Source organism: Bradyrhizobium sp. INPA03-11B (assembly GCF_040446015.1).
GTDB lineage: Bacteria > Pseudomonadota > Alphaproteobacteria > Rhizobiales > Xanthobacteraceae > Bradyrhizobium > Bradyrhizobium macuxiense_A.
On record NZ_JASGSR010000006.1, the window covers coordinates 18,005 to 44,572 of the forward strand.

General features: G+C 61.2%; 22 protein-coding genes. 10 read left to right on the forward strand and 12 right to left on the reverse strand.

The window, feature by feature from the left end; all coding sequences use genetic code 11:
* Positions 1-13: 13 nt before the first annotated feature.
* From QMZ05_RS03700 to QMZ05_RS03755, 12 genes are all read right to left on the reverse strand, one after another.
* The gene (locus tag QMZ05_RS03700; protein ID WP_353699539.1) at positions 14-976 is read right to left on the reverse strand and encodes a hydrogenase; all 963 of its coding nucleotides are present in this window, start codon (positions 974-976) and stop codon (positions 14-16) included.
* 582 nt (positions 977-1,558) lie between these two features.
* Complete coding sequence (locus QMZ05_RS03705; protein ID WP_353699540.1) at positions 1,559-3,004, reverse strand: sigma-54 dependent transcriptional regulator; 1,446 nt, start codon at positions 3,002-3,004, stop codon at positions 1,559-1,561.
* Between the two features lie 165 nt (positions 3,005-3,169).
* A complete protein-coding gene (locus tag QMZ05_RS03710) occupies positions 3,170-5,197 on the reverse strand; it encodes a TonB-dependent receptor (RefSeq protein ID WP_353699633.1) in 2,028 nt (675 codons plus the stop codon).
* 1,273 nt (positions 5,198-6,470) lie between these two features.
* Complete coding sequence (locus QMZ05_RS03715) at positions 6,471-7,502, reverse strand: L-idonate 5-dehydrogenase (RefSeq protein ID WP_353699541.1); 1,032 nt, start codon at positions 7,500-7,502, stop codon at positions 6,471-6,473.
* A 24-nt stretch (positions 7,503-7,526) separates the two neighbouring features.
* Positions 7,527-8,294 carry an SDR family oxidoreductase gene (locus QMZ05_RS03720; RefSeq protein ID WP_353699634.1) on the reverse strand — a complete coding sequence of 256 codons (768 nt, stop codon included), beginning with the start codon at positions 8,292-8,294 and terminating at the stop codon, positions 7,527-7,529.
* Between the two features lie 343 nt (positions 8,295-8,637).
* Positions 8,638-9,879 (reverse strand): Zn-dependent hydrolase, encoded by a 1,242-nt coding sequence (locus QMZ05_RS03725; protein ID WP_353699542.1) that lies wholly within the window; start codon positions 9,877-9,879, stop codon positions 8,638-8,640.
* 248 nt (positions 9,880-10,127) lie between these two features.
* Positions 10,128-10,907, reverse strand: a complete 780-nt coding sequence (locus QMZ05_RS03730) for an SDR family oxidoreductase (protein ID WP_353699543.1) — start codon at positions 10,905-10,907, stop codon at positions 10,128-10,130.
* Positions 10,908-10,957: 50 nt separating this feature from the next.
* Entirely contained in the window at positions 10,958-12,769 is a 1,812-nt protein-coding gene (locus QMZ05_RS03735) for an ABC transporter ATP-binding protein (protein ID WP_353699544.1), read from the reverse strand.
* A complete protein-coding gene (locus QMZ05_RS03740; protein ID WP_353699545.1) occupies positions 12,769-13,668 on the reverse strand; it encodes an ABC transporter permease in 900 nt (299 codons plus the stop codon). Before QMZ05_RS03740 ends, QMZ05_RS03735 begins: the two co-directional genes overlap by 1 nt.
* A gap of 14 nt (positions 13,669-13,682) precedes the next feature.
* Positions 13,683-14,663, reverse strand: a complete 981-nt coding sequence (locus QMZ05_RS03745; RefSeq protein WP_353699546.1) for an ABC transporter permease — start codon at positions 14,661-14,663, stop codon at positions 13,683-13,685.
* A 12-nt stretch (positions 14,664-14,675) separates the two neighbouring features.
* Entirely contained in the window at positions 14,676-16,319 is a 1,644-nt protein-coding gene (locus QMZ05_RS03750; protein ID WP_353699547.1) for an ABC transporter substrate-binding protein, read from the reverse strand.
* Positions 16,320-16,562: 243 nt separating this feature from the next.
* On the reverse strand, positions 16,563-17,342 hold the full coding sequence (locus QMZ05_RS03755; protein ID WP_353699548.1) for a DeoR/GlpR family DNA-binding transcription regulator: 780 nt from the start codon (positions 17,340-17,342) through the stop codon (positions 16,563-16,565).
* Positions 17,343-17,486: 144 nt separating this feature from the next.
* Here QMZ05_RS03755 and QMZ05_RS03760 point away from each other — a divergent pair, with 144 nt between their 5' ends.
* The 10 genes from QMZ05_RS03760 to QMZ05_RS03805 all read left to right on the forward strand — a co-directional run bounded on the left by QMZ05_RS03760 (position 17,487) and on the right by QMZ05_RS03805 (position 25,974).
* Positions 17,487-18,767: an aminotransferase class III-fold pyridoxal phosphate-dependent enzyme gene (locus QMZ05_RS03760; RefSeq protein WP_353699549.1), complete on the forward strand. Its 1,281-nt coding sequence runs from the start codon at positions 17,487-17,489 to the stop codon at positions 18,765-18,767.
* 3 nt (positions 18,768-18,770) lie between these two features.
* Positions 18,771-20,342, forward strand: coding sequence for an aldehyde dehydrogenase family protein (locus QMZ05_RS03765; RefSeq protein WP_353699550.1), 1,572 nt, complete (start codon positions 18,771-18,773; stop codon positions 20,340-20,342).
* Positions 20,335-20,946 carry a BMC domain-containing protein gene (locus QMZ05_RS03770; RefSeq protein ID WP_353699551.1) on the forward strand — a complete coding sequence of 204 codons (612 nt, stop codon included), beginning with the start codon at positions 20,335-20,337 and terminating at the stop codon, positions 20,944-20,946. The genes QMZ05_RS03765 and QMZ05_RS03770 overlap by 8 nt, the downstream gene beginning before the upstream one ends.
* Entirely contained in the window at positions 20,946-21,416 is a 471-nt protein-coding gene (locus QMZ05_RS03775) for a hypothetical protein (RefSeq protein WP_353699552.1), read from the forward strand. The genes QMZ05_RS03770 and QMZ05_RS03775 overlap by 1 nt, the downstream gene beginning before the upstream one ends.
* Positions 21,413-21,667 carry a EutN/CcmL family microcompartment protein gene (locus tag QMZ05_RS03780; RefSeq protein WP_353699553.1) on the forward strand — a complete coding sequence of 85 codons (255 nt, stop codon included), beginning with the start codon at positions 21,413-21,415 and terminating at the stop codon, positions 21,665-21,667. Before QMZ05_RS03775 ends, QMZ05_RS03780 begins: the two co-directional genes overlap by 4 nt.
* 13 nt (positions 21,668-21,680) lie before the next feature.
* A complete protein-coding gene (locus QMZ05_RS03785) occupies positions 21,681-21,962 on the forward strand; it encodes a BMC domain-containing protein (protein WP_353699554.1) in 282 nt (93 codons plus the stop codon).
* 35 nt (positions 21,963-21,997) lie between these two features.
* Positions 21,998-22,621 carry a microcompartment protein gene (locus tag QMZ05_RS03790; protein ID WP_353699555.1) on the forward strand — a complete coding sequence of 208 codons (624 nt, stop codon included), beginning with the start codon at positions 21,998-22,000 and terminating at the stop codon, positions 22,619-22,621.
* Between the two features lie 75 nt (positions 22,622-22,696).
* Complete coding sequence (locus tag QMZ05_RS03795; protein ID WP_353699556.1) at positions 22,697-24,091, forward strand: amidase family protein; 1,395 nt, start codon at positions 22,697-22,699, stop codon at positions 24,089-24,091.
* 10 nt (positions 24,092-24,101) lie between these two features.
* Positions 24,102-25,040 (forward strand): phosphotransferase, encoded by a 939-nt coding sequence (locus tag QMZ05_RS03800; RefSeq protein ID WP_353699557.1) that lies wholly within the window; start codon positions 24,102-24,104, stop codon positions 25,038-25,040.
* 10 nt (positions 25,041-25,050) lie between these two features.
* Positions 25,051-25,974, forward strand: a complete 924-nt coding sequence (locus QMZ05_RS03805; RefSeq protein ID WP_353699558.1) for a choline kinase family protein — start codon at positions 25,051-25,053, stop codon at positions 25,972-25,974.
* The last annotated feature ends 594 nt before the right edge of the window (positions 25,975-26,568 follow it).

Sequence of the window (26,568 nt, forward strand, 5' to 3'; positions counted from 1 at the left end):
GGAGACATCCTCGTCAAACGACGAAGATGTCCTCCTCGGCCCATGCAGGAGACGCCGCCTTCGCGGCCGCGGTCAGCTTGATGTAACCGGACTTGTCGACGCCTGACGGAAGGTCCTTCGGCACGCCCATCAGAGTCTGGGTCTTGAACACCGTGCCCGGCGCGAGCTCAAAGAACGGAAACTCCGGCTCGGTGCAGCCCATGCACGGCATGCCGGCGCGCGTCTTGGACGATTGACGATTCCACAGGATGCGGTTGCAGGGCGAGTGCGTCATCGGACCCCGGCAACCGAGGTCGTAGAACAGGCACCCCTTCCGTTGCCCGTATTCCGTGGCCGAGACCTTGTAGGCAAAATGCATGTTGCGGGTACAGCCGGTCTGAGTGAAGCTCGTGAAGAAAGTCTTCGGACGCTGGAATTCGTCGAGAGAAAGGTCGCCGCCTCGACCCGTGGCCACGGCGACCACGATCTGCGTAATCCAGTCGGGATGCGCCGGACATCCCGGCACGTTGATCACGGGCAGGCCTGCCTTCGACCTGTAACTTGCGCCGAGAAATCCGCCGTGCTGGCGCTTGAGGAATTGCAAACCCTGGCTCTCTGACGGATTCGGCGCCGTCGCCGGAATGCCGCCCCATGTCGCACAGTCACCGATCGCGACGGTGTAGCCAGCCACCTTCGCAAGATCGCTCACCCAATCCTTCATCGGCCGGCCAGCAAAACGATTCCACTCGCCGGTGCCGTTTGGCGCGTTGACCACCGTGCCCTCGAAAACGAAAATGTCGAGCGGCATCTGTCCTGACTTCAGCGCATGCAAGAGCTTCTGCAGATTTTCGCCGAGCTCAAGTCCAAGCGACGGATGCCACAGGACGTTGATGCCGAAATCAGTCACGAGATCGCAGGCGCTTGGCTCCTCGGCGTTGAGAAACGACATCGTGTTGCCGGAGCACGCTCCCCCCTGGAGCCAAAGAAGATTAGCCATCATTTCCTCCACCAAATAAGACGCACTGGGCGGCATCTTGGTGAAGGAGTAGCAAGTCCCGTGCCGAACGCTTCGCGCGCCAAAAACACGCGCAGATTCAGCAATATTCGGATCAGGCCTTGTTCAAGCAGCAATTCACGCCTGATGAGACGTGCATACTAACTTTGCTATGCATAGATGGTTTTCAAATTGAGAGCTGCGGACGAAAGCCGCCTTGCTCTGCAGCATGCGAACGGCAGAAACTGCGAATCTGCCGCGCGAGTTGTCGGCAACGCTTTCGGAATCGATGTCGCTCGATGGCGAGCGCAACCTTGATGCCGTGCGAGTCTAGCCGTGGCGATTCCCGCACGCAGGACAGTCGACCTCGAGCAGGTATCCGTACCAGATCCCCTCGCAGCGGCTGCACCAATGCCCCGTCATTTGGCGTTCCGGCAAGCCAAGGTCTTTTGACAGTCTGCTCAACCCAAGCTTCCGCGCTGGCACCCTGGCGCCAGGTGGCGAAACCCGCGATTGGGGGAATGGCAAGAGGTTGATCGACTGGTCTGGCTCGGACGGGTCCTGGCTATCCGGCATCGTCGCCTCTCATTCAGCCTCATCGAGGCTATATCGTTTGATCTTGTTCGCAAGCCCAACGCGCGACAGGCCGAGTTCGTTCGCCGCCTTGCTCTGATTCCATCGATGGCGCGAAAGAACCTCGCTGACGACCTGCTTTTCCAGGCATTCGACCTTTTCCTTCAACGTGCCGCCCTTCACGACGTAACCACCCGCGGGATTAAAGCGAGCGCGGGGCGGGGCAGCCAGGATGGCCGGCGACATATGCTTGGTGGTCAGGTATTCCCCTTCGTCCGTGAGCGACACCATGCGGCGGATCTCATTCTCCAGCTCGCGGACGTTCCCTGGAAAGCCGTAGGCGACCAGCTTCTCGAGCACGGCGGCCGAGATGCCGAGAATCTTCCGTCCCATCGCGTCACTGTGCTTGGCCGCAAAGAACTCGGCCAGCACTGGAATATCGTCGGGCCGATCGCAGAGTGACGGCACCTCCAGCTCGAATCCGCGCAGGCGGAAATAGAGGTCCTGCCGAAACTCGCCCGCGGCGACCAGCGCCCGAAGCGGCCGGTTGGAAGCAGCGATGACGCGAACGTTGCTGGTCACGATCTTGTCCGAACCGAGCGGCTTCACCTCCCCTTCCTGCAGGAAGCGAAGCAGGCTCACCTGAAACGATTGCGACACCTCGGATATCTCGTCGAGAAAGACCGTGCCCCTGTCCGCGGCTCGAAACAAACCGAGCCGATCCGAGACCGCACCGGTAAACGCGCCGCGCTTGTGACCGAACAGCTCTGACTGCAACAGCTCATCGGACATGCCGCCGCAGTTTTGAACCAGCAAGGGGCTATCGCGACGCATCGAGTTGTAGTGGATGGCGCGCGCAAGCAGCTCCTTGCCGGTCCCTGTCGCTCCCTGGATCAGGATCGGCAGCTCCGTCTTTGCTGCCTTCCGCGCGACTTCGCACAGATCGTGCAGCTTCTCGCTGACGTAAACCAGCTTTTCGAACCGACGGCTTTCGGGGGGCAATGGCAGAGTTTGCCGGGCGTGAATCCCAACTGCATTGGCCGGAAATTTGAATTCGCGCGTGAGGAGACGATGGCGTCGAGCGAGCTCGCGGGCCTCGAGACCACGTTCGACCATCAATCCGATCTGCTTGGCATCGAGCGGCTTTCGGATGAGCTGATAGATGCCAGCCGACGCCATCTCCCGTTGACCGACCTCCGTCTTCGCGTCGAGCGCGAGAATCCGGATCACGTCGGGATGCGAAATCCGCAGTTCAACCAGGAATTTGAGCCCCCTTCCCTCGGCGCCATATTCGACGAGGGTGATGTCGACATGGGCGTCGGCGAGCGCGGCCAATGCGCCGTCCACCGAGTCAACCGTCAGGACCCGGTAGTCATATTCATCGGACAACGTCTCGGCGATGGCAGCCCATTCCGGGCCGCTCCGCGCGACGATCAGCACTGTTCCGAGTTCGCGCATGCAACATTCTTTTCAAATTGAAAACTAGGTTAGCTATGCCGGCAGAATAAATCAATGCCGGCTCGACAGGCCGGTGGCTCCGCATGGACAACTTGTCGGAGCAGAAGCGACTGCTCGGTCGGCGGAGGGAGCCGATGATCCGCAATCGGCCGAGACTTCGACGAATCAGAACTGGCCCGCCACCGTTACGCGAAAGCTGAGCGGCTCCACCGGATGCACGATGTAGTCCATTACGCCGTTCTGGCATACGGCAGCCGGCACCGTCTGGACCGGATAGCAGAGATTGTAGAGCGTGTCGGTCTTCAGCAGCGAACCATAGGCATAGCTGATCTGGTTCGCCCTGGTGTTGGACAGGTTCAGGACGTCGAGTTGAATGCGCCAGCCATTGTCGGTGCGGTAACCGACGCGCCCGTTGAAAATGCTGGTCGGCTGTGAACGAAACGCGTTGTCTTCGGTGAGCGGGCTGGCGGCAAGATAGCGCCAGCGCAGGGCGCCGAACCAGCCGGTCTTCTCGCCCAGCGTGACGCCGGCCGAAGCCACCATCGGCGGCGCGTTGGGAATGGAGTTGCCGGGTGCGTTGCCGATCTGGGCCTCCGGAAATCCGGCAAGCGAGGCGTAGGTCGCGGCCTGGTCGCTGTCATCGCCGCGAAACCGCGCATGCGTCATCGCAAGATTGGCGTCGATATCAATCCAGGATTTCGGACGATAATGGCTGGTCCACTCGAAGCCGTAGCGGCGGCTCGGCCGGCTTGCCGAGGTGTCACCGGCATCGCCGTTGAAGACGATTTCCGAGTCCTGATCCAGAATGAAGGCGCTGAGCGACGTGTCGAGGTCAGCGACGATCTTGCTGCGGACGCCGACCTCCGCGCCCCTGGTGCGCACGAGGAGCGGCGACGGCGTGAGCCTCGTGGTGGGATCGACCGGGTCTTCCGTCGTGGTCGCGCCGCGCGCGTCGTTGGAGTGCATGCCGTAGCCCGCGCCGAGGAAGAATTCGGTCTTGTTGAAGGGCCCGAGCACCATCCTGAATTTGGGGCTGCCGATCGCAGCATCGACATGACCGGAATTGCTGGCGTTGAACAGCGAGGTGACGTCGGCCGCATAATAGTCGCCGCGCCAGCCCACCGTGGTCCTGAGCCAGTCGGTCCAGCGTACGGTGTTCTCGGCATAGAGGCCGACGCTGCCTTCGCCGACCTTGTCGCTGCGGACGTTGGCGAGGAATGAGCGCTGGAACGTGTCGGTCAGCGCAAGGTCGATGGCGTCGTAGCGCGATTGCAGGCCGACGATCGTCTCTATCGGCAGCCCCGCGAACGAGCCCGTCAGCGTCCGCGCGACATTGGCGCCCGCCATCAGCCGGTCGTCATGCTGGTGAAACTGATCGCCGAGCACGGGATCGCGCAGGAAGTAGGTGAAATTGTTGAAGAGATCGAGCTGGCTCTTCACGACATAGGCGTTCGCCTTCCACGTGCCGGCATCATCGCTCTGCGCCATCCGCGCCGAGAGCGCAAAGCGATTGGTATTGCCGCCGTCGCTTGGATCCTCCGACCCGAACCGGTCGAGCGCACCGCTCGTGATCGCGCGCTGCGGCACCTGGTCAGTCGAATTCCATCTGTTGACATAGGCCATGCCGGTCATCGACAGTCCATCGGTCGCCGTGCCCTGGCTGTAGCGGACGAGGCCGTTCAGCTTCCGCACATTGTCCGGATTGTCCCAGGGGCCGTTGTAGGTACCGGCCTCGCCGGCGACGAGCAGCGCGCCCTCGCCGAACTTGAACGAATCCATCCCGAGCAGCCGGCGATAGCCGAAGCTGCCGACGGTCACCTGCGCGAGCCCCTTGGTCACGCGATCGATCAGGCCAATATGCGCGCTGCCGACCGAAGAAAAATCGCCCTCATCGGCGAAGTAGGGGCCCTTGCGCACGTCCATCGCGGACACTGTTTCCGGGATCAGCCAGTTGAGATCGGCATAGCCCTGGCCGTGCGCATGTGTGCGCATATTGACCGGGACGTCGTCGACATAGATCGCAAGGTCGGTGCCGTGATCGAGATTGTAGCCACGCAGAAAATACTGGTTGGCTTTGCCTTCGCCGGAGTGCTGGGTCACGATCAACCCGGGGATAGCTTCGAGCAATTCACCCGGCCGCGCCACCGGGCGCGTCCGCAGATCCGCGCCCGACACCCTGATCTCGCTCGCCATGCTCGTCGGCACCGTCGGGCCGGCGGCCACGCTGCCCGCCTCGGCGCCCGCAGCCGGTACAGAATGCATCACGGCGGACGTATTGGCTGCGGTGGGCTTTCTGGTGCGATGGAGCGCGCGATCCAGCGGATGCCGCGCAACCTCTCTACGGGTCACTCGGATTGCCGGCAATTCGTGGACAGCGATACCTAGCTCGGCCAAAGCCCTGTCCGCATTCGTCAGCGCGATGAACGCTCCCAGCAGCATCGGTGCGCAGCATCCGCATGCACAGGCCATGTGATTGGCTCGATGAAGCCGCCGCAGCGCGGGCTGCCGCGTCGCCTCTTGAAGATCGAAGTCTGTTCGCTGGGACATGAATACTCAGCGCGTCTGGAGCCAGGAAGCAGTCCAACAAGCAGTGCAAACTTGATGAGCAGAGGCTCGTTACCCGCGCAAACTCACAGCCTCACTCCGTCATGCTGAACCAGACGGTATGACGGCGTCAATGAATCCTCATATCCTGTCCGCTCATCTATGCGAGGTGCAAACTCGGTTTGCAGCCTGGACTGACGAGATCTGTAAACCTGCTTAGCTAATTCCATAACTGTCCGCAGGTGATGTTGTCGCGCGCGTCCTCGTCGACAGGATTCCCGACGAGTACAAGAGCTCCGGAATACGTCGAAGCCCCTCTTCCGTGTCGTCGGATTGAACCAACTGCCAGCCCCCTGCAGCACTTTCGCTGCCACTCTCGGCTTTCGCCCATGGATCGGCGAGCGATTGAGCGTACGAGATCGCACAAAATCGTGGTCAGGCGTGGAGGATCGTGCAAATGGCGGAGAGAGTGAGAGTCAAACCCACGAATATCGATCGTTCCACATCGAACAACTGAGACTGCTCGTAAGCACTCGCCCGCCTCCGGCCCTCGGAAATTCAGACTCTGCACATGCACTACAAGGCTGCTCACGTTGGCTGTGACAAGATTTTTCTTGATCTCCCGGTGCACACGTCATGCACACGGCGTCATCTAACCAATTGAAAGACTTGAACTCTCGCTCCAATCCATCATGGGCAAGTTTGGGCTAGCTCCAGCAACTGTTGTCCAATTAGATCCAATCAGAGACAGTGCGCGGCGGAGAGAGCGTCAGTCAATCTCCATTGAAAACAAATTGGACTTTCGACCTTTCCTCACCAAAACCTACCGTCCTAGCTACGGCCAAAAATGGGGGTTTCGCTTCCGACAAAGCCAATTCGCTGATCGTGGCGCTCGGCAGTCGGACTGCGACAGCCTCACTGATCAAAAACTCAATTGTACCTTCATCGACCGGCTGCGGTCTCCGGCAAGTTCAAAGGCCGTCTGGACCTCATCGAGGCCATAGCAGCCCGTCAGCAACGGCTTGAGATCGACGGCGCGCCGATTGATGAGATCGACGGCGAGGCCGAACTCCTCGTGGAAGCGGAAGGTGCCGCGAACCTCGATCTCCTTGGCGACCACCGTGTTCTGGGGAATAGAGACGTCGCCGCCAAGTCCGAGCTGCACCAGCACGCCGCGCGGCTTCAGGACGTCGAGACCCGATCGGATCGCCCGCTCGTTTCCAGATGCCTCGAAGTGCACGTCGAAAGTGCCCTTGTTGGCCGCGTATCCGGCAAGCCGTTCCGGCTCGCTCGCAACATTGATGGTGCGATCGGCTCCGATTGCTTCCGCCTTCTTCAGTACGGCATCCATCACGTCGGTCGCGACGATCTCACGGGCGCCGTGCACGCGCGCGGCGATGATCGTCAGTGCGCCGATCGGACCGCAGCCGGTGACGAGAATACGTTTTCCGAGCAGCGATCCCGCGCGCGCGACCGCGTGCAGGGTGACAGCGAACGGCTCGGCGAAGGCAGCCTCGTTGATCGAGATGCCGGACTTGACCTCATGGCATTGCCAGTTCTCGACGACCAGGCGCTGGCGAAAGGCGCCCTGAATATGCGGCATCGGCATGGCACTGCCGTAGAAGCGCATGTTCAGGCAATGGTTTTGCTGGCCCTGCAGGCAGTAATCGCAGGCGTTGCAGGGCCGGCTCGGGGAAATGGCGACCCGGTTGCCGACGGTGAATTTCGACACGCCGGCGCCGACCGCCTTGATCGTGCCCGCGATTTCGTGGCCCAGAATCATCGGCTCCCGAATCCGCACCGTCCCGAAACCGCCATGGTTGTAGTAATGCAGGTCGGAGCCGCAGATGCCGCCCGCCTCGATCGCCACCTCGACCTGGCCCGGCCCTGGCGTCTCCGGCTCGCGTTCCTCGACCCGCAGATCCCGGGCGGCGTGAATGACGACTGCTTTCATGGCTTTCTCCTCAGACCGCGGGAGCTACAGAGAGGTCGTGATACCACCATCGACATAGAGCGTATGCCCGTTAACGAAGGACGAAGCATCGCCCGATAGAAAAACGGCGGCACCGATCAGTTCGTCGACATTGCCCCAGCGCGAAGCCGGCGTCCGCTTTTCGAGCCAGGCCGAGAAGGCAGGATCTTCGACCAGCGCCTGGTTCAGCGGAGTCTTGAAATAGCCGGGCGCGATTGCGTTGATCTGCAGGCCGTGCCTCGCCCAGTCGGTACACATGCCGCGCGTAAGATTGCGGATCGCGCCCTTGGTTGCGGTGTAAGGCGCAATGCCGGGACGCGCCAGCTCGCTCTGCACCGAGGCGATGTTGATGATTTTGCCTTTGCCGCGCGGAATCATGTGCTTCGCGACGGCCTGCCCGACATAGAACGCGCTGGAAACATTGGTCCTGAGCAGCAGCTCCCACTTCTCCGCCGGAAAATCCTCAAGCGGGCCGCGGAACTGCATGCCGGCATTATTGACCAGAATGTCGATCGCGCCCATCGTTCGTTCGATGCTGGCAACGCCCTCGCGAACGGCATCCGCGACGGTCACATCGAATCCCGCGACGGCAATCCTGTGCCCTGCTCTCGTCAAATCGGCCGCTGCTGCGTCCAGCTTGGCGCCGTCGCGTCCGTTCAGGACGACCGAGGCGCCATGCTCGGCAAGCCCCTTCGCAATGGCAAGACCGATGCCCTGGGACGATCCCGTGACGAGCGCGCGCCTGCCTGCCAGATTGAATAGTTCAAATGCCACGGGCGAACTTTCCTTTTTGCCGGAGCTGATTTGATTGCCGCCCGAACATCTTCCTGACATTTGCCAGTCCAACGCGAAGGGACGGATCCGAATGGACGTAGAAATGCCGCACCCCGTGCTCCAACCAGGACGGCAATTCGTCAGATGTAACAAGCGTACCAGCGATCTTGAGGGCAACCTCCAGCGTAGGGAAGTGCGGAAGATCGTAGGCCGTCGCAGAAAATCGTGCAAATGGTGGAGAGAGGTGTCAGTCAACCCTCTTTGAACGAATGAGCATTTTTGGCTTTCCGAGGCCAAAACCCACCAATTGAGCTACGGTGAAAACTGCCGGTTCACCGCTAAGTCACCGTGGCAACTCTGCCGTAATCATTCGCTCAAGCACCGCCGAAAGCCAAGTCATCCCCCTCTCGAGGTCTTCCTGCGATGTCCATTCATCGGGATGGTGGCATAGGCCCGCCCGGCTCGGCACCGTCAGCATGACGGTTGGACAAACGGCGGCCATCATGATCGCGTCGTGGCCCCCCAACGTGTCAACCGCCACGGCCTCTTCTCCGTTGCATTTCGCAACCTCGAAAGCCAATTGACTCAGTCCTTCATGGAATTTTCCCGGTTCTCGCAAATCATCTCGCGTGATCGCGTACTTGACTCGGGCCGTCGTCGCCGCGAACGACGCGCACGCGAGCAGATGATCATAAGATCGTTTGATGACCTCCGGATCCAACGACCGAAGCTCGACACAGGCGGTTGCGCCGCACGGAACGACATTGGGTGAATTTGGGACTACTTCGAGTTTGGCAACTGACGTATGTAGGCTTCCGATCTCGGCACTGTCACCAAGCGCGCGCATCGCAACGATCACCTGCGCAGCCGCGTAGAGCGCGTCTTGACGCGCCCGCATTGGCGTGGGGCCGGTGTGGGCCGTCTTGCCTTCGAACGTAAGGTCAACCTTGTGGGCGCCCCACCACCGGGTAAAGACACCAAGTGACTTTTTGCGAACTTCGAGCTGCGAGCCGCATTCAACGTGCAGTTCGACATAAGCCACGGGCAGCTTGGGGGCGGTGTCCGTCCCAAGAAAGCCAATACCAGCGAGCGCCTCGCGCGCACTGATCCCCTGCATGTCCTTGCCGTCGAGCGCAGATTGAAGCGTCCTGGCGCCGGTGTAGACTCTCGATCCCATCAGTGGTCGAAAACGAGCACCTTCTTCACCCATCCAAGCGACGACGCCCAGATTGGCTGAGCTTGGTTTGGATTGTTTGGCTAGCCGGTCGCGAACGGCGACTGCAGCGTCCAAGCCTGCAATCACGCCGTATGCGCCGTCGAAGCATCCACCACGCGGCTGGCTATCAATGTGCGAGCCGGTCAATACAAGTGGGGCGCTCTCTCCAGCCACGTTCAGTAGTCCAAAGATATTGCCGATTTCATCGACAGATACGTTAAACCCCAACTCTTTCATCCATCGAACAAGCTGCCGACGCGCCTCTCCATTCGCTTGGCTTCCTTCGACACGGTCTACGCCACCGTCACCGGTAGATCCAATACGCGAGAAGTGTGCAAAGCGATCCAAGAACGTCTCAGCATAACCCACGGCATCCACCTTTTCAGACGGGCTCAGCGACAGGCATAGAAAGCCTCGCAACGCGGCTCCGTAAAAGCAGCCCCGCCGTCGTGAGACGGCAGGGCTGTGGCCGCGAGCGTGCGCCGCGGCCAAGTCTAGGGAGGAACGGCAACCGGAGCACCACGATCGATGCTCGCTGTCGCCTAGTCACCGTTCGACCACTTTGAAAGCCGAACGGATTTCGCCGTGATGCCTGATCGAAGTCGTGCGCGATTCGCCTAGCCGGCGGTGTTGCCGCCATCAATGGTCAAGACCGAGCCATTGCAATACGACGCTTCATCGGACGCCAGGTACAGGCATCCGTTTGCAATCTCCAACGCCGTTCCGGGGCGCAGCATCGGAGAAAGGGATTTGGCGACCTGAGGATCGTCGAACATGTGCATCACGTCCTGGATCATGTCAGTCGCGGTCCAACCAGGAGCAACGCAATTGGCGCGAATGCCTTGTGCGGCCCAAGCCATGCAGAGTGAGCGCGTCAGGTTTTCTACACCGGCTTTGGTGGCGCAATAGGTGTGCCCGTCTGCCAGCCCCTTGACGGCCAGAATGCTGGAGATGTTGATAATCGATCCGCCACCGGTGGCCAGCATTTTTGGAATTGCCAACTTGCACATGTAGAATATCGAGTCCAAGTTGATGGCCATGACTTCGCGCCATTTGTCCACGGGCGTATCAACCACGTTGGCCATCGAGCCTGCGCTGACTTTCGCCCAGCTGTAGCCAACGCCTGCGCTGTTGAGCAACACATCAACGCGTCCATGCGCTTTGAACGCGGCGTTGAACGCTTCACTGGCACCTTCCCAGGTTGAAACGTCCCCGCCAACGATATGACATTTCAGCCCCTTGTCCTGGAGCTGCGCTTTGGTCTGTTCGAGTTTTTCATAGGTTCTGCCGATGCCCACGACAAGCGCGCCTTCCTCTGCAAAGCGCTCCATGCTGGCGCGACCGATTCCCGCGCCAGCACCGGTGATGATGGCTACTTTCCCCTCTAAACGGCTCATGGTCTCTCCGATCATTTCAACGGATTGGATGCTGACAGCGGGTGCTGAAACTACGCCGCCACGGTCGTTTCTTCTTGATCAAGCAGGTGACAGGCAGCGAGCCTTCCAGGTTTGTGCTCGCGCAGCAGAGGCGTCTCGATCCGGCAGCGCGCAAACGCATGCGGGCACCGCGAGGCGAAACTGCAACCCGGCGGAATGTCGATCGGGCTCGGCGGCTCCCCGTCAAGCAGGCACTCCTCCGGCTTATACGGATTGGCGTCCAGCGTCGGCACGGCGGACAGCAGCGCCCGGGTATAGGGATGTGCGGGATCGTAGAACGTTCCGCTGGTATCGGCGACCTCGACCATTTTGCCGAGATACATGACGGCGATGCGCGTGCACACGCGCCGGACCATGGCGAGATCGTGCGAGATGTAGAGATATGTCAGTCCGTGCTTGGCCTGCAATTGCTCGAAAAGGGCCAGCAGGCGCGACTGCTCCACGGGGTCGACCGCCGAAAGTGTCTCATCGAGGATCACCAGGCGCGGCTCGAGCACCAGCGCGCGCGCGATGTTCACGCGCTGGCGCTGTCCGGCGCTCATGCCCACGGGCAGTGAATGCAGATCGTCCGCCGACAGCCCGACCTCCCGCATCACGTCGCGCACGCGTGAGGCGATCTCCTTGCGGCCGACGCCGTGAACCTCGAGTCCGAGCCCGATCGAGCGGCCGACCGGCAGATGCGGCGGCAGGCAGTTGTAGGGGTCTTGCAGCAGGAGCTGGAATCCGTTGCGCATCGCTAGACGCTCCCGCCCGCTCATGGTCGCAATGTCGCGACCTTCGAACATGATCGAGCCCTGATCCGGCTCCTCCACCCACGAGAGGAGCCGCGACAGCGTCGACTTTCCGCAGCCGGATTCGCCCACCAGACCAAAATTGTCGCCGCGGAACACATCGAAGCTGACGCCACGGACGGCCTGCACATTCTGATAGCCGAAGAACTTGAGCCGGTCCTTCTTGAGATATGTCTTCGTGACATCCTGCACCTGCAGGATCGGCCGTTCGTGGTTGTGGCGGGGTTCGTCGGCGGTCTGGTCGCCGGTCCAGATGCGCGGTGTGCGGGCCACGAGTTGGCGTGTTATCGGGTTCTTGGGGCTATGGGCGATCTCCATCGGCTCGCCCTTTTCGACGATCCGGCCACCGGCGAGCACCAAGGTCTCGTCCGCCACTTCGGCGACCGACGGCACCGAGGTGCTGATGAAGACGATACCGGCCGATATCCGTCCGCGCAGTTCGCGCAGCAGCCGAACGATCTGCGCCGCGACCGTCACGTCGAGCGACTGGATCATGTTATCGCAGATCAACAGTTCAGGCTCGGCAATGAGCGCGTCGACGATGACGGCGCGTTGCAGCATGCCGCCGGAGTACTGGTTCGGAAACTCGGAATAACGGCTCTTCGCCGAGGGGATGCGGACGGCGTCGAGCAGTTCGACGACGCGTTTCTGCGCCTCGGAATTGCCGATGTCGGGGCGAACCACCCTGAGCTTCTCCGCGATCTGGTTGCCGACGGGCAGCGTCGGGTCAAATGCGTTTCCGGGATCGGCGCCGATGAAGCCAATCTTCGCCCGTACCTCGCGCTGGACTCGAACGTCACGGAGATCGCGGCCGCGATAGAGAACCTCGCCGCCGGTAACGTGCAACGGCTCGCTCACCCAGCCGACCATGGCCTTGGCCAGCGTCGTCTTGCCCGAACCGCTTTCACCGAGAATACCGAGGACACGATCGCGGGTGACGTCGATGTCGATGCCGTCGAGGATCCGGCGGCGATCACTGCCGCGAACGAACTCGATCGAAAGGCCTCGCAGCGAGAGCAGCGTCTCACCCATCAGACAATCCCTCCAAGCACCTTATTGCGCGCCTGTTCGATCGACGTGCCGATGAGGTTGATGCCGAGCAGGGAAGCGAACAGGAAGGCACCGGGCATCGTCGCGACCCACCAGGCGTTGATGATGTATTTCTGGCCGTCGGCAATGATGTTGCCAAAAGTCGGTGTCGGCGGCTGGACACCGATGCCGATGAAGCCGAGGATCGCCTCGAATATCATCATCCGGGCGATGTCGAGCACGGCGACGAAGGCGATCGGCGGCAGCACATTGGGCGCGATCAGCTGGAAGATGATCCGCAAGTCCGAAGCGCCCAGGATCTTGGCCCCCCGGACATATTCACGCTGGCGCTCCGAAAGCGTGACGGAACGGGTCACGCGCGCATAGGCGGGCCAGCCCGACAGGGCGAGCACCAGCGTGACCGTCTCCACGTTCGGTCGCTGCACCGTGAGGATCGTGATGGCGAGCACGATCACCGGGACGGCAAGCTGCGCGTCCGTGACACGCATCAGCACCGTGTCGATCCAGCCGCCATAATAGCCGGAAAAAAGCCCGAGCACCGCGCCGAAGACGAACATGATGATGACGGCGGTCACGCTGATAACCAGCGCGTTCTGCAGGCCAATCAGCGAACGCAGGAACATATCGCGGCCGAGTTGATCGGTTCCCAGCGGATGCAGCCATGTGCCCCCGGACAGGAAGACCGGAGGCTTGAAGCGGTCGAGCACTGCGATCTTGGTCGCTGACAGCGACGTCAGATGCGGGTAGATCAGGGCCGCCCCGATCAGGAGAATGAGGAGTGCGAGGCCGACGCGAAACTGCGGTTCGGCATAAACCGTCCGCCAAATGCGCCGTCCGGGACTGACGGCAGTGGTCCGGGTCGCGGGCGTCTCGGTGGACACAGCTTCAAGCGACATCAGAAATCAAGCCTCGGATCTATCCAGGTGGAAGCCAGATCAACAAGGATATTGATCAGGACGAAGAGTACCGCGGAAAACACCGCGATGCCCTGTATCACCGGAAAGTCGCGCTGAAGCACAGCCTGAACGGTCAGCAGACCGATCCCGGGGTAGTTGAAGATGAACTCGACGACCAGGATGCCACCGAGCAGAGCGCCGATCTGAACGCCGAACAGGTTCAGGACGGGTACGGCTGCATTGCGCAGGACGTGGCCGAAGAAAATGCGCCGGCGCGACAATCCGCGGATCTCGGCCAGGCTCACGAAACTCTGCCGCCGTGCACCGGCCACCGACGTTGACAGGCTGCGCATGAAAATCGGCGACATTTCTATCGCGATCACGAACGCAGGCAGGATCGTATAGGAAAAGCCCTGATAGCCGATCGACGGGATCAGATGGAGCTGGGCGGTAACGACCAGCGCCAACACGATCGCCAGCCAGAAGTTCGGGATCGAGACGAAGGCCGAACCGAGATAGAGGACAACCTTGTCGGGCCATTTTCCCGAACGCATCCCGCCGGCAATGCCGAGCGGGACAGCGATGATCACGGCGAAGAGCAGCGCCAGCGCCGCCAGTTGCAAGGTATAGGGCAAGGCGCTGCCGATCAGATTCAGCACGTGAGCCTTCTCGGCCTGGGCGACCCCGCCCTGCGATTCCGCGATCTGCGAGCCGTTGAGCGCGCGGATATAGGACTGGCCCAGATTGCCCTGCAGAGCCGCACCGAGCCAACGTACATATTGGATCGGTATCGGATCGCGCAGGCCCATCTCCCTGGCTGTCGCCTCCACGACCTTGTCGGTGGCCATGGGGCCGAGGATCAGCCGGGCGGGATCCCCCGGCACCATTCGCAGAACCGCGAAGATGCCGAAGGACACCAGGAGAATGATGAGCACACCCTGGAGGATGCGCCGGACGAGGAAGCTGACAAGCGAAACCACTGCCGGAAGCCCTCAAGCGTCTTTGTAGTAGGCGCGCGTCGCGTCCATTTGGCCGTTGGGGTAGACGTACAAATCCGTCAGCCCGGCCCGGCAGGCATTGAGATTGACCGAGGTGAACAGAGATAGCGACGGCACTTTGGCGGCGATCACCTCGGTTGCCTTGCCAACCGCGACCTTGCGCTTGGCCGGATCACCTTCCGCACGCTCGTTGTCGAGCGCCGCATCGATGTCCTTGTCCTGGATGCCGTTGATCAGACCACCGCCGGAGCCGGCCTTCGAATAGAACATCGCGCGCAGCACGATGTCCGGCTCCGGCGAGCCCGACATCCAGCCGCAGTCGATCATGTGACCTTCGGCCACGCTGCCGGCTTTCTGGTAGAGGCGGGCCTCCCATGCCGCGGGATCCATCACGGTCAGTTTGACGTTGAAGCCCTGCTCCTGCATCAAACTCGTAATGACCTCGCCGTACTCCTTGGTCTTCGGATAGAAGCCCGTCGAGGTGAGGTATTCGATCTCGGGGAGCCCCTTCCCCTTGGGGAAGCCGGCCTTGGCCAGCAGCTGCTGGCACTTCTCGGGGCTGTATTCGGGATAGCCGGGCACGTCCTCGTAGCCGAATTTCAGCTTGCTGATATAGTCGTTGTTGGCCGCGCCGGCGACGTCGAGGACCGCTAGGATCTGCGAGCGGTCTATCGCGTGCGCCGCCGCCTGCCTGACCAGCGGATTGTCGAAAGGCGGCTTGTTGCAGCGGAAGTGCAGGTACTTGTTTTCCGTCGACAGCGCTTCCCAGCAGTGCAAGGCCTTGTTCTTCTTGACCGTCGCATACTGCTCCGGTTCGAGACGCTGGAGAAGATCGATGTTGCCGGACATCAGCCCGAGAACGCGGGCCGTGGCGTCGGCGACGTAGTTGAACTCGACATTCTCGATCTTCGGCTTGCCGCGGAAGTACTTGTCGTTGGCGACGAGATAGCTCGTGTCGCCTTCCTGCTTGACGAACTTGAAGGGCCCTGCCCCGTTCGGCCGCTGCGAGAGACCCTTGGGGTTCTTGACGTCGTCCTTCGACATGATCGCCATGAGGGCGCCGGTGAACTGGAAGGCCGACGCCGGGTATCCGAACTTCTTCGTGTGCACGCGGGCTGTCAGCCGGTCCACGACTTCCACCTCGCACTGACCGGGATACAACGCACTCGCGGGCCTGTCGGGGTGCGTGGAGTATTCGAACGTCGCCTTGACGTCCTCGGCCGAGAACGACGCGCCGTTGTGGAACGTCACGCCGTCGCGAAGCGTGTATTCCATCGTGTGCTCGTCGATCAGCTTTTGCCCCGTCGCGAGCTCCCAGACGATCTGCGAGGGATCCTCCTCACGCATCGGCGTGCGGAACAGATATCCGAAGACGAACCCCTCGAAATTGATCTGGGCCAGCTGCGTGTGACTGGTCGGATCCCAGTTGCCGGTCAAGGCTTGGGCCGAGCCGTATATCAGGGAGTTGCGTCCGGCGGCGGACGCGCGCCGAACGAAGGGAGCAGGCAAGGCTGTCGAAACGGCGCCACCCGCCACTGCTGTCAAAAGAGAACGCCTGGAGACTTTGAGCATACGACCGACTCCTCCGTTACCACTGGTTTTCGTGCAGTTTTCCTTGCCATTCAGCGCATTTGACAAATTTGTTGCACAGTAAATTGTGACTTGCAACATATTTTAGTGGCATGTCAGTCAAAATTTGGCAGCGACGGCCTCCGCAGCCCGCAACTTCTCGGGTCATGGCGATCCTGAATGCGGGAAACAGGTCGCATCCGGCCAATGCCAGGCACCGCAACGCGCGTTGTCAGAGATGCTTTGGATGATTTCCGCTTGGTGCCGGCCTATTCGAGACAGGGCTTGCAACCCGTGTCGCGCCGAGCATCCCTAATTTCCGGAGGCGACAATCACCTTCGTGCCGCCACGATCAAGCGCAGTCCTGAGCGCGCCCTGTGGGGCGACATCAGTTACAAGCGTCGTCGCTGCATTCCAGTCGGTCAGCAGGACGAGGGCACGTTTGTCGAACTTGTCCGAGTCCGCGAGCACCACAGACTGCTCCGACCTCTCCACCATCGCTCCATACACTTCCCCGGCCCGCAACAGCGCCTCGCTCACACCCTCAGCGTTGAGACCTGACGCACCGATGATGGCGGTGCGCACCTTATAGCGATCCATGGCGCGCAGGGTGTCCGGCCCCACCGTTATATGCTCCTGGGGCTCGAAAATTCCCGGCAGCATGATGATCTCGATCATCGGGTTGACGGCAAGCTCGACAGCAATCGGATATGCTGGAGTTACGACGGTGATCCGCCGCGGCACCTCGCGGAGCGCTCGCGCAAAATGGATCATCGTTGAGCCCCCACCCAGAAGCAAGGCTTCTTCCGTTGCAAAGCGGGAGACCGCCTCCAGGGCGATCGCGCGCCGCTCCGAAATCTTCAGCGACAGGCGCTCGTTGAGCGCAGGTTCGAAACGATTTGTGTTCTTGACCGCCCCCCCATAGGTACGACTGAGCCTCCCCGAGCTCTCAAGTTCGGTCAGATCGCGACGCACCGTCTCGGTGGAGACATCGAGTTCTTCAGCGATCTGAAGCACCCGCAACGCCGGATTTCGCTCCAGAGCGGCGAGAATATTGTCCTGGCGGACGCCCTTGCGCGACTTCGTACTCATCTGGCCGACTTCCCAATGTCTGATGCGACAGAGTTACTGATGGTGCCCCCGGAAAGCAAATCGATATTGACCGACATAACTCAAAAATATGTTGTAAGTTACAATTCCACATGCGAATAGAAGGGACCGACGGGAGGAACTTCATTGTTCGATTACGGGTTCTTCAAATTCGAGTCCAAGGCCGAACTGCTCGATAAAGCCATCCGGTACTGGAACCCTGGCAAGACGAAGTTCTGGCAGGACGCTGGCATCGACCTCGTGATCGATCGCCGCGAAGGGTATTTCCTCTACGATATGTCGGGCAGGCGCCTGATCGACCTCCACTTGAATGGCGGCACATATAATTTCGGCCACCGCCATCCCGAACTTGTCGCCACGCTGAAGTCGGCGCTGGACTATTTCGACATGGGAAACCATTGGTTCCCATCCGTTGCACGAGCCGCGTTCGCAGAGAAGCTGGTCGGGACCGCACCCGGAATGACGTACGCGATCTTCGGCGCCGGCGGCGCCGAGGCCGTCGAGATCGCGCTCAAGACCGCCCGATACGCCACAAAGCGGCGCAAGATCGTATCGATCGTCAAAGGCTACCACGGTCATTCCGGGTTGTCCGTCGCGACGGGTGACGATCGCTTCTCGAAGATATTCCTGGCGGATCGTCCGGACGAATTCTTCCAAGTCCCCTTCAATGACGTCGACGCCCTGGACCGCGCATTGCGCGGTCGCGACGTGGCGGCATTCATTATCGAAACGATCCCCGCGACCTATGGCTTCCCGCTTCCCGATGAAGGCTACCTGAAGGCTTGCCAGGACCTCTGCCGCCGCTACGGCACGCTCTACATCGCCGACGAAGTCCAGACTGGTCTGATGCGCACCGGCGTCATGTGGGGATGGCAATCGTATGGATTGCAACCGGATATGTTCGTCACGGGGAAAGGGCTCGGGGGCGGCATCTATCCCGTTTCGGCTTGCGTGGTGACGGAGGAATGCGGCGGCTGGCTTCACGAAGACGGCGCGGCGCACATCTCCACTGCTGGCGGCTCCGAGGTGGGTTGCGTGGTTGGCCACCAGGTCATCGAAATACTGCAGCGCCCCGAAGTCATTGCGAACGTCCGCTCGGTTGCGGAATTCTTCCGCCGCAGCCTTTCCGCACTTATGGCAGCCAACAGCGATATTTTCGTCGGCATTCGCCAGCGTGGCATCATTCTCGGACTGGAGTTCGATCATCCCGAAGGGGCGGTCGCGGTCTCCCGCGCGCTGTACGAGAACGGAGTGTGGGCGATCTTCTCGTCACTCGACAAGCGCGTCCTGCAGTTCAAGCCGGGCGTGCTCCTCGATGCGGCGACCTGTCAGGAAATCGTGGACCGTATGGAAGCGGTGATGCCTCGCGTCCGCGAACTGCTGCGCAAGACACGACGGGTGGCCTGAACGATGGGTACGCAGATGCACGGTCGAGAAGATGCGCCTCGCCTGGTCGTACCCGATCAGGCCCAGGCGATCGCGGCGATGAGGATCGAACGTGCCGGCTGGGCAGTTCGCGCATTCGCCCGCTTTGACCGGGCAGCAGTCATGAAAGTCACCCGAGTCGTTGCCGAGGTCGCATACTCCCATGCACAGCACTATGCGGCATGGGCAGTTCGTGAGACGGGGATGGGCGTCGTCGAGCACAAGAAGCTCAAGAACGAACTCTCCTCCCACGCTCTGGTCGACTTTTACGAGAACACGGATCTCGTGAACCCGCGGGTGGATGAAGCCCGCAAGATGATCGAAATTCCGAAGCCGGCAGGGATCGTCCTGGCGCTGACGCCCGCGACCAATCCCGTATCCACGCTCTACTACAAGACGATCATTGCGCTGCTAAGCCGTAACGCCATCGTTTTCAGTCCTCACCCGCTGGCGAGCGACTGCTGTTGCGACGCGGCCGCTAAACTCGAAGCAGCGGCAGTCGCAGCAGGAGCCCCGGCGGGCTTGATCCAATGTATCGAGCAGCCATCCGTGCCGTTGGTGCAGGCGTTGATGGCTTCGCCGAAAATCCAGGTCATCCTCGCGACCGGGGGTGGTGCGATGGTTCGTGCAGCTTACTCGTCCGGGAATCCGGCTATCGGCGTCGGTCCAGGCAATGCCCCCGCGTATGTCGATCCGAGCGCGGACTTCAACGCCGCTGCGCGGCGTATCGTCGACAGCAAGGCTTTCGACAACTCCGTCCTGTGCACCAACGAGAGCGTCCTCATCACGCTGGAAAAAAGCAGGCAGCAGCTTGAGCGGGCGCTGCGCTCAGCAGGCGCTCACATCTGCAGCGAAGCCGAAACATCGAAGCTCAGGGACTGGCTGTTCCCGGAAGGCCATCTCAATACTGCGGCGGTCGGCAAAAGCGCTGAATGGATCGCGCGACAGGCGGGCTTTCGCGTGGTCGGCTCCATTCGCACGCTGGTCGCACCAGTCAGCCATCTCGGTATCGAGGAGCCTCTCACCAAGGAGAAACTCTGCCCGGTTCTGGCGTTTGCCAGCGCTGTGAGCTTCGAAGGCGCCACAAGCATGGCGCAGATGGTGCTGAGAGTGACCGGGTCGGGACATTCGGCAGCGTTCCACGGCGAAGATGCGCAACGTGCGATGCTGTTCGCCGATGCCCTTCCGGTCTACCGAGTGGTCGTCAATGCACCCTGTTCACAAGGAGCGGCCGGTTTCGCGACACATCTCGCACCCTCCTTCATGATCGGCACGGGCTATTTCGGACGGTCATCCGTCGGCGAAAACATTGGGCCGCAGCATCTCGTGCACTGGACGCGATTGGCATGGAACAGCGATTCGTTCGTGCCCTTTGGCGATTTCAGCCAGGTACGCGCACCTTTCGATAATGGTGAAGAATCGCTTGCGTCGGCCTCGGCGGCGTCCGCGCGTCCTTCGACGGCGGCCTCCTCGGACGGGAATGGCGTAGATCGCGATCTGCTGCGCCAGCTGATCCTCCAGGAACTTCGCCAACTGACCGGAGCGAACCGTGACTGATCTTCGCGCCTTCATCTTCATCGATCAGTTGCAGCCGCAGACGCTCGCCTACACGGCGACCTGGATGCGGGGCACGCTGCCGCGCGCCAGAATGGCGGCTCAGATCATCGAGATCGCGCCGGGTCTCGACATCGAAGCGCTGACCGACACGGTACTGAAGAGCGCTGCAGTGAGAGCCGGCTTTCTGGTTGTCGAACGCCAGTTCGGCACGCTTCAGTTTCACGCCTACTCCACGTCTGAAGTCCAGGCAGGAGCGGACGCCGCGCTGGCGACGATGGGCAAGCGCCCCGACCAGGCCGAGAAGCCGAAGATCATGGCGTCGAAAATCGTGACCCGGGTCGACGCGCAGCACGCTTTCCTCATGAACCGCAACAAGACAGGTTCGATGGTCCTTGGCGGAGAGAGCACCTATCTGCTCGAGTGTCAGCCGGCGGCGTACGCGATTCTTGCCTGCAACGAAGCGGAAAAAGCGGCTGACATCAAGGTTGTCGACATGCGCATGATTGGTGCGAATGGCCGGCTTTACCTTGCCGGAACGGAAGCAGATGTCCGTAACGCCCGCGATGCAGCCGAACGTGCGCTTCGTGACGCCGGAGCGGATTGATGGGAGACCTCCGCGCCCTCATCAAGGAGCTTCTTGCCGAGGAACTGGCTTCGATGCGAGCTGAACTCGCCTGCGATGCAACAATCGAGCGGGTGAACGTCAGCACATCGGCGGACTTGAACAGATTTGCCTCTTCCATTCTCGACCGTGCGACCGATCCGAGGTTCGTGGCGGCGCTGCGGAACGGCCGCCTCCACTTCGAGCCGGTTTGGAATGTCGAAACTCGCGAGCGCGTGGAGCAGCTTCCGCCAAGCGTCATGCGGCCTGTTGCCGAGCGACCCGAAACCCTCGTGACGACGGTTCCCCCAAGGATTCCGGAGCTCCGCAAGGGCCTGATTACGGAGCGCGATCTTGCAGCGGTTGCGAACGGCGAAACCCGGCTGCGCATCACCAAGACGGCGCGCCTCACTCCGCTTGCCAACGACGAAGCCCGTCGCCGAGGCATCAGGATCGAAAGGACAATCGAATGATTAGAGCGCGCGTCAGCGGCAGGCTCTGGTCCAGCCGCCGCCTGAATACATTGCCAGCGGGCGCTTTGCTCGAGGTCGAAACGGAGACCGGCGCCAAGTTGATCGCATTCGATCCGCTCGGCTGCGCCGACGGCGAAAGCGTGCTGGTCACGCAAGGCTCGGTAGCAGCGGGATGGTTCACGGAACGATCCGCGCCAATCGACGCACTGATCATCGGCTCAATCGACGAACAAGACACGAAACGCAAATAACGGAGTACCTGAAATGGCAAATCTTGCAATTGGAATGATCGAAACCAAGGGATACGTACCCGCACTCTCCGCCGCGGACGCGATGGTCAAGGCGGCTAACGTCGAAATTATCGCGCGCAAGGAAGTTGGCGGCGGATTGGTGTCTGTCGTCGTCCGCGGTGATGTCGGCGCCGTCAAGGCCGCGACCGAAGCGGGAGCCGAAGCCGCCTCGCAGGTCGGCGAAGTAACCGCGGTCCACGTCATTCCGAGACCGCACCCGGATCTTTCCGCGCACTTTGAATCGGTCAAGAGCTGAGGCCGGCACGAAAAGTTCGGAAGAGGGACAAGGGCATGACGGAGCTGCGCGTCTATTTGCCGATTGAAGATCTGCGGCCGCAGTTCGCGGCGTATTTGTCCTCACCGACGCGTGCGAGGGGCTACCCACCCTTCGAAGGTCAGCATTCGCTGATCATCGAGGTTGCCCCTGCCCTCGCGATCCACCGCATCACGGACCTGGCCCTCAAATCCAATCCAGCGATGGAGCCCGGAATCCTTTACACCGAACGCCAGTTCGGCCTGCTCGAACTCCATTCCAACAAGATGGAGGAATTGGAGGCCGCGGGTGGTGCGATCCTCCAAGGCATAGGGGCCAAGCCGCAGGACCAGCTCCGCCCGCAGATTCTCTACCACGACATCATTGAAGACCTTTCGGACCAGCATGCGGTCATCCTCAATCGGTCACGCGATGCTTCGCTCCTGGTTCCGGGCGTCGCATTGCTGATCTACGAAATGGCGCCGGCACTGTTCGCTTGCGTCGCTGCAAATGAGGCGGAAAGGGCCGCGCCTAACGCCGTCATCAACGATGTTCAGATGATGGGCGCGTCGGGGCGGATATTCATGTCGGGAAAACCGGGGGATCTCGCCGTCGCTCGCGACACGATCACCCGCAAGCTGGAGAGCATCAAGGGCCGTTAGCAACGCCTGCTCGCCATGGTTTGCTGGCTGGCCCATGCCGGCACATTCGGCAGTTTCGCATCGGAAGGAGAACCAATGGACGTTCTTGATTTGTCGAAGCTCTCGCTTGCCGAACTGCAGGCCGGCTACAACGATCTTAGGATCGATCCCGTCGAGGTCATGGAGATTACCTTCGACCAGATCGAGCGGGTAAACGAGGAACTGACGGCGCTTTACGATCTGCGTCGCGACGCCAGCCTCGCAGCGGCGAAGGAGGCCGCCAGGCGGTTTCGCGACGGTGCACCCAAAGGGCCTCTCGACGGCGTCCCGGTCTCCATCAAGGATTCGGTGAATGCGTCGGGCATGGTCTGGCGCCATGGTTCGAAGATTCATGGCGATGGCATCGTCGCCACGGTGGATTCGCCGCCGGTCGCGAAACTGAAGGCGGCAGGCGCCATTATTTTCGGCAAAGGCACGATGCCCGATTTCGGACTGAGCGGTTCGGGCGTCAGTTCCTGTTACGGCATCGTGCGCAATCCCTGGGGCAAGAGCTGGAATCCCGGCGGCTCCAGCGCCGGAGCCGGAGCATCGCTGGCTGCGGGCATCGGAATGATGTCGGTGGGGACCGACATCGCCGGCTCGGTGCGCCTACCTTCCTCTCATTGCGGGCTCGCGACGATCAAGCCGACCCAGGGTATGATCGCGCACACGCCGGCGTCGGACGTGCGCTCCCCGGGTCCAATGGTCAGGCATGCCGCCGACCTGGAGGCGTACCTGCGCATTCTCGGCGGCGTGCAGGCTGCGGACCGCTTCTCGGTACCGGTCACGGAGCCTGAACGCGGCTTCGGGGAGGCGACGGTGGCCGTCTACGGCGAATTCGGTTTCGGTCCCAGCGTCGAACCTGCTGTCCGGCAGACACTCGAGTCTGCCGAAGCCACAATGGCCCGCCTGGTTCGTCGCGTCGTGAAAGGCTCCAACCATTTCGACTTCGACGCGATCCTGCCGATGGAGGACTCCTTCAAGCTGCGCGGTTGGCGCGAATATGCCTCGGTGCCCCAGGCAATGCGCGCAAACACGCCGGCGGAAATCCTGGCCTGGTTCACCGAGGCGGAAGGCTGGGACGGCGATCGTATCGCTCGTTTCGAGGCGGGAATTGCGCAGGGCGTTGCACAGGCGAACGCGCTGTTTGTCGATGCCGACTTCCTGTTGACGCCGGTGATGCCGGTCGTCAACTTTCCTGTGACGGAGCGTGGGCCAGATCCACTGAATCCACTGCGCCACTGCACGTTCACGGCGCCCTTCAACCAGTCCGGCCACCCCGCCGCCGCCATTTGCGCCGGCTTCGATGCGCGCGGACTGCCAGTCGGGGTCCAGATCGTAGGCAAGCGCTTTGACGACATCCGGCTCTGCCGGCTAGCCGCCGCGCTGGAGACCGAGATCCGGGGCGATGGGTGGCAACTCCGCGACTGGCCGCTGGTGCCACGCGAGTAAAGGGGGAGCGATGAGCGAGGATAGGAGCAAGCCGGTCCGGAACATTGCCGCGCGGCGCCTGGGCGGGCAACCCGAAACATTCGAGAGTCCGCTGACCGTTCTGGCCTCGCCCGCATGGCGCGGTGTCGAAGCCGATATCTGGTTGGCGCGTCGGGGCACAGCGGCGGAAATCTACAAACACTATCACGATGACACGAGCGCCTATGTCGATGTCACCGCGGCTTTGTCTTCGGCGACGATCGCGGGCGATCTGGGCGTGGGCCCGAGCGTTCTCGAGACGATGCCGGAAGGCGGACTGGTCGTCATGGAGCATCTGGGCGAGGGCTGGCGCGCCGGCGGGCTTCATGACTGCGTGAACAGCGACCTGCGCAGCCGCGTGATTGCAGCCAAAAAGGCCCTTCACACGGGGCCAAGGTTTCTGCGCGATGGCGACATTTTCACCGAGATCGATCGCCTGAACCGCGCCTGTGTTTCCTCCCATGCGCGTCTGCCGCTCAACATTCGCGCCTATCACGCATTTGCGGAGCAGGCCCGCCAGGCGATCACGGCGCTCGGCGTCGAGCAGGTCCCCTGCCATCGCGACGGCAACACGGCAAATCTGATGATCGGCCCGGATGGCCAAGTGAAATTGATCGATTTCGATCTCTCGGCAAACGCCGACCGGTTCGAAGACGCCGGATGTTATCTGCAGGAGTTTTTCGAATGCGAACCCGAGGCACGCCGGGGCTTCGAAGAATGGTTCGGCCGCTTCCACGAAGGGCATTTCCAGCGTGCGATGATCTACGGCATCCTCGACGACCTGCGTTGGGGACTCATCGGCGCCTTGATGGCGGCGACCTCGCCCCGCCGGAGCCTCGAATTCGCCAAGTACGCCTCATGGCGGTTCATGCGCTTCAATGAACTGGCACAGCGCTCGCACGCCGCAGACCGGCTTCGCAGCGCGGCGTAGGGGGAAACCGATGGACGAACAGATCGAACACGAAGTCGTCGCCGCGATCTCGGCCATTCCGGGGTGGGATCATGAGAAGGTCATCCGGCGCCCCCTGACCGGCGGGCTCATGAACTCGAACTGGCTGCTCACCTATGAGGGCGTCACCTACTTCCTCAAGGTGTTCGGCAAGGGATCGGAAAACTTCGTCGACCGACGGTTGTCCAACGAGGCAGCCGTCAAGGCTAACGCCCTCGGGATTTCGCCACGCGTTGAATTGTTCGATCCTGAAGCCAACATCGAACTCTTCGAATTCCTGGATGGTTATCGACCATCGACCGCAGCCGATTTCATGCGGAAGGATTTCCTCGAGGCGGTCGTAGATCTTTTCCAGAAATTCAATTCCTGCGAACGGCTGCCGGTCACCAAGGATGTTTTCGCCATGACCGACGAACATATCGAGCAGGGACACGAATTGGGCGCGATCCGGCCCGCGGACTTCGACTGGCTGCTCTACCAGTATGGTCGGGCGAGGAGCGCGTTCATGGCATCTGGACTGGATATCGTCCCCTGTCACAACGACTGCATGGCAGGCAATTTCATGGTGACGATGTCCGGAGACGCGATTCGCGACATGAAGCTCATCGACTTCGAGTTCGCGTCGAACAACGAGCGCGCCTACGAGATCGGTGCTCTTCTTGGCGAGACCTTCACAGACGAAGCCACGACGGTTGAGATGATCGAGCGATACTATGGAGAGATCCGTCAAGAACTGATAGCCCGCGTGTGGGTGGCACGCGCGGTCTCGGATATGAAGTGGGGATCCTGGGCGGTGCAGCAGCGGAAGCTGTCCAGCTGGGATTTCGACTACCAGAAATACGGGATCTGGAAATATGCCAGGGCCAGGACGCTGTTCAACGATCCGCGCTGGAATGACTGGTTGCGGCAGATCTGAATGTCAGCGGCAGGAAATTCCGCCCGGTGCCGGACGCGGGGCTGACTGTGCAAATCGGAAGGTGATACCCAGAGCTTTCTGCAGCCCGTCGGGTGCAGCAAGCGCGTCCCTTCTGCGACCGCTCGAGGGAAGCGGCGGCCAGGACGTCTAAACCTCCGTGCGATCTCCCGTCGGCATCGACTGGGCCGCATCTCCGCCCCGGCGCCGCGCGGCGTGGGATTTCGGAGCAGATCGCAGGCTGTCGCAGAAAATCGTGCAAATGGCGGAGAGAGTGGGAGTCAAACCCACGAATTTCGATCATTCCACCTCGAACAACTGAGGTTGCTCGTAAGCACCCGCCCGCCTCCTGCCCTCGGAAATTCAGGCCGTGCACATGCGCCACAAGGCTGCTTACGTTGGCCGTGACAAGATTTCTGTTGATCTCCCGGTGCACACGTCGTGCACACGTGTCCTTCTAACCAACTGAAAAACTTGAACTCTCGCTCCAATCCATCATGGGGGCAACGGAAAAGAGATAGCCTCTATATTTCAATAAGTTGTCCTCTTACCATCTGATGGGACAGGCATGACATGTCCCTTCACGGCCGATCATCT

Excerpts from the sequence above, each read along its gene's own strand:
- QMZ05_RS03705 (WP_353699540.1), bottom strand. The coding sequence starts at position 3,004 with ATGCGCGAACTCGGAACAGTGCTGATCGTCGCGCGGAGCGGCCCGGAA.
- QMZ05_RS03775 (WP_353699552.1), top strand. The coding sequence starts at position 20,946 with ATGGGAGACCTCCGCGCCCTCATCAAGGAGCTTCTTGCCGAGGAACTG.
- QMZ05_RS03715 (WP_353699541.1), bottom strand. The coding sequence starts at position 7,502 with ATGAAAGCAGTCGTCATTCACGCCGCCCGGGATCTGCGGGTCGAGGAA.
- QMZ05_RS03730 (WP_353699543.1), bottom strand. The coding sequence starts at position 10,907 with ATGAGCCGTTTAGAGGGGAAAGTAGCCATCATCACCGGTGCTGGCGCG.
- QMZ05_RS03795 (WP_353699556.1), top strand. The coding sequence starts at position 22,697 with ATGGACGTTCTTGATTTGTCGAAGCTCTCGCTTGCCGAACTGCAGGCC.
- QMZ05_RS03785 (WP_353699554.1), top strand. The coding sequence starts at position 21,681 with ATGGCAAATCTTGCAATTGGAATGATCGAAACCAAGGGATACGTACCC.
- QMZ05_RS03700 (WP_353699539.1), bottom strand. The coding sequence starts at position 976 with ATGGCTAATCTTCTTTGGCTCCAGGGGGGAGCGTGCTCCGGCAACACG.
- QMZ05_RS03805 (WP_353699558.1), top strand. The coding sequence starts at position 25,051 with ATGGACGAACAGATCGAACACGAAGTCGTCGCCGCGATCTCGGCCATT.
- QMZ05_RS03800 (WP_353699557.1), top strand. The coding sequence starts at position 24,102 with ATGAGCGAGGATAGGAGCAAGCCGGTCCGGAACATTGCCGCGCGGCGC.
- QMZ05_RS03765 (WP_353699550.1), top strand. The coding sequence starts at position 18,771 with ATGGGTACGCAGATGCACGGTCGAGAAGATGCGCCTCGCCTGGTCGTA.
- QMZ05_RS03790 (WP_353699555.1), top strand. The coding sequence starts at position 21,998 with ATGACGGAGCTGCGCGTCTATTTGCCGATTGAAGATCTGCGGCCGCAG.
- QMZ05_RS03780 (WP_353699553.1), top strand. The coding sequence starts at position 21,413 with ATGATTAGAGCGCGCGTCAGCGGCAGGCTCTGGTCCAGCCGCCGCCTG.
- QMZ05_RS03755 (WP_353699548.1), bottom strand. The coding sequence starts at position 17,342 with ATGAGTACGAAGTCGCGCAAGGGCGTCCGCCAGGACAATATTCTCGCC.
- QMZ05_RS03710 (WP_353699633.1), bottom strand. The coding sequence starts at position 5,197 with ATGGCGAGCGAGATCAGGGTGTCGGGCGCGGATCTGCGGACGCGCCCG.
- QMZ05_RS03735 (WP_353699544.1), bottom strand. The coding sequence starts at position 12,769 with ATGGGTGAGACGCTGCTCTCGCTGCGAGGCCTTTCGATCGAGTTCGTT.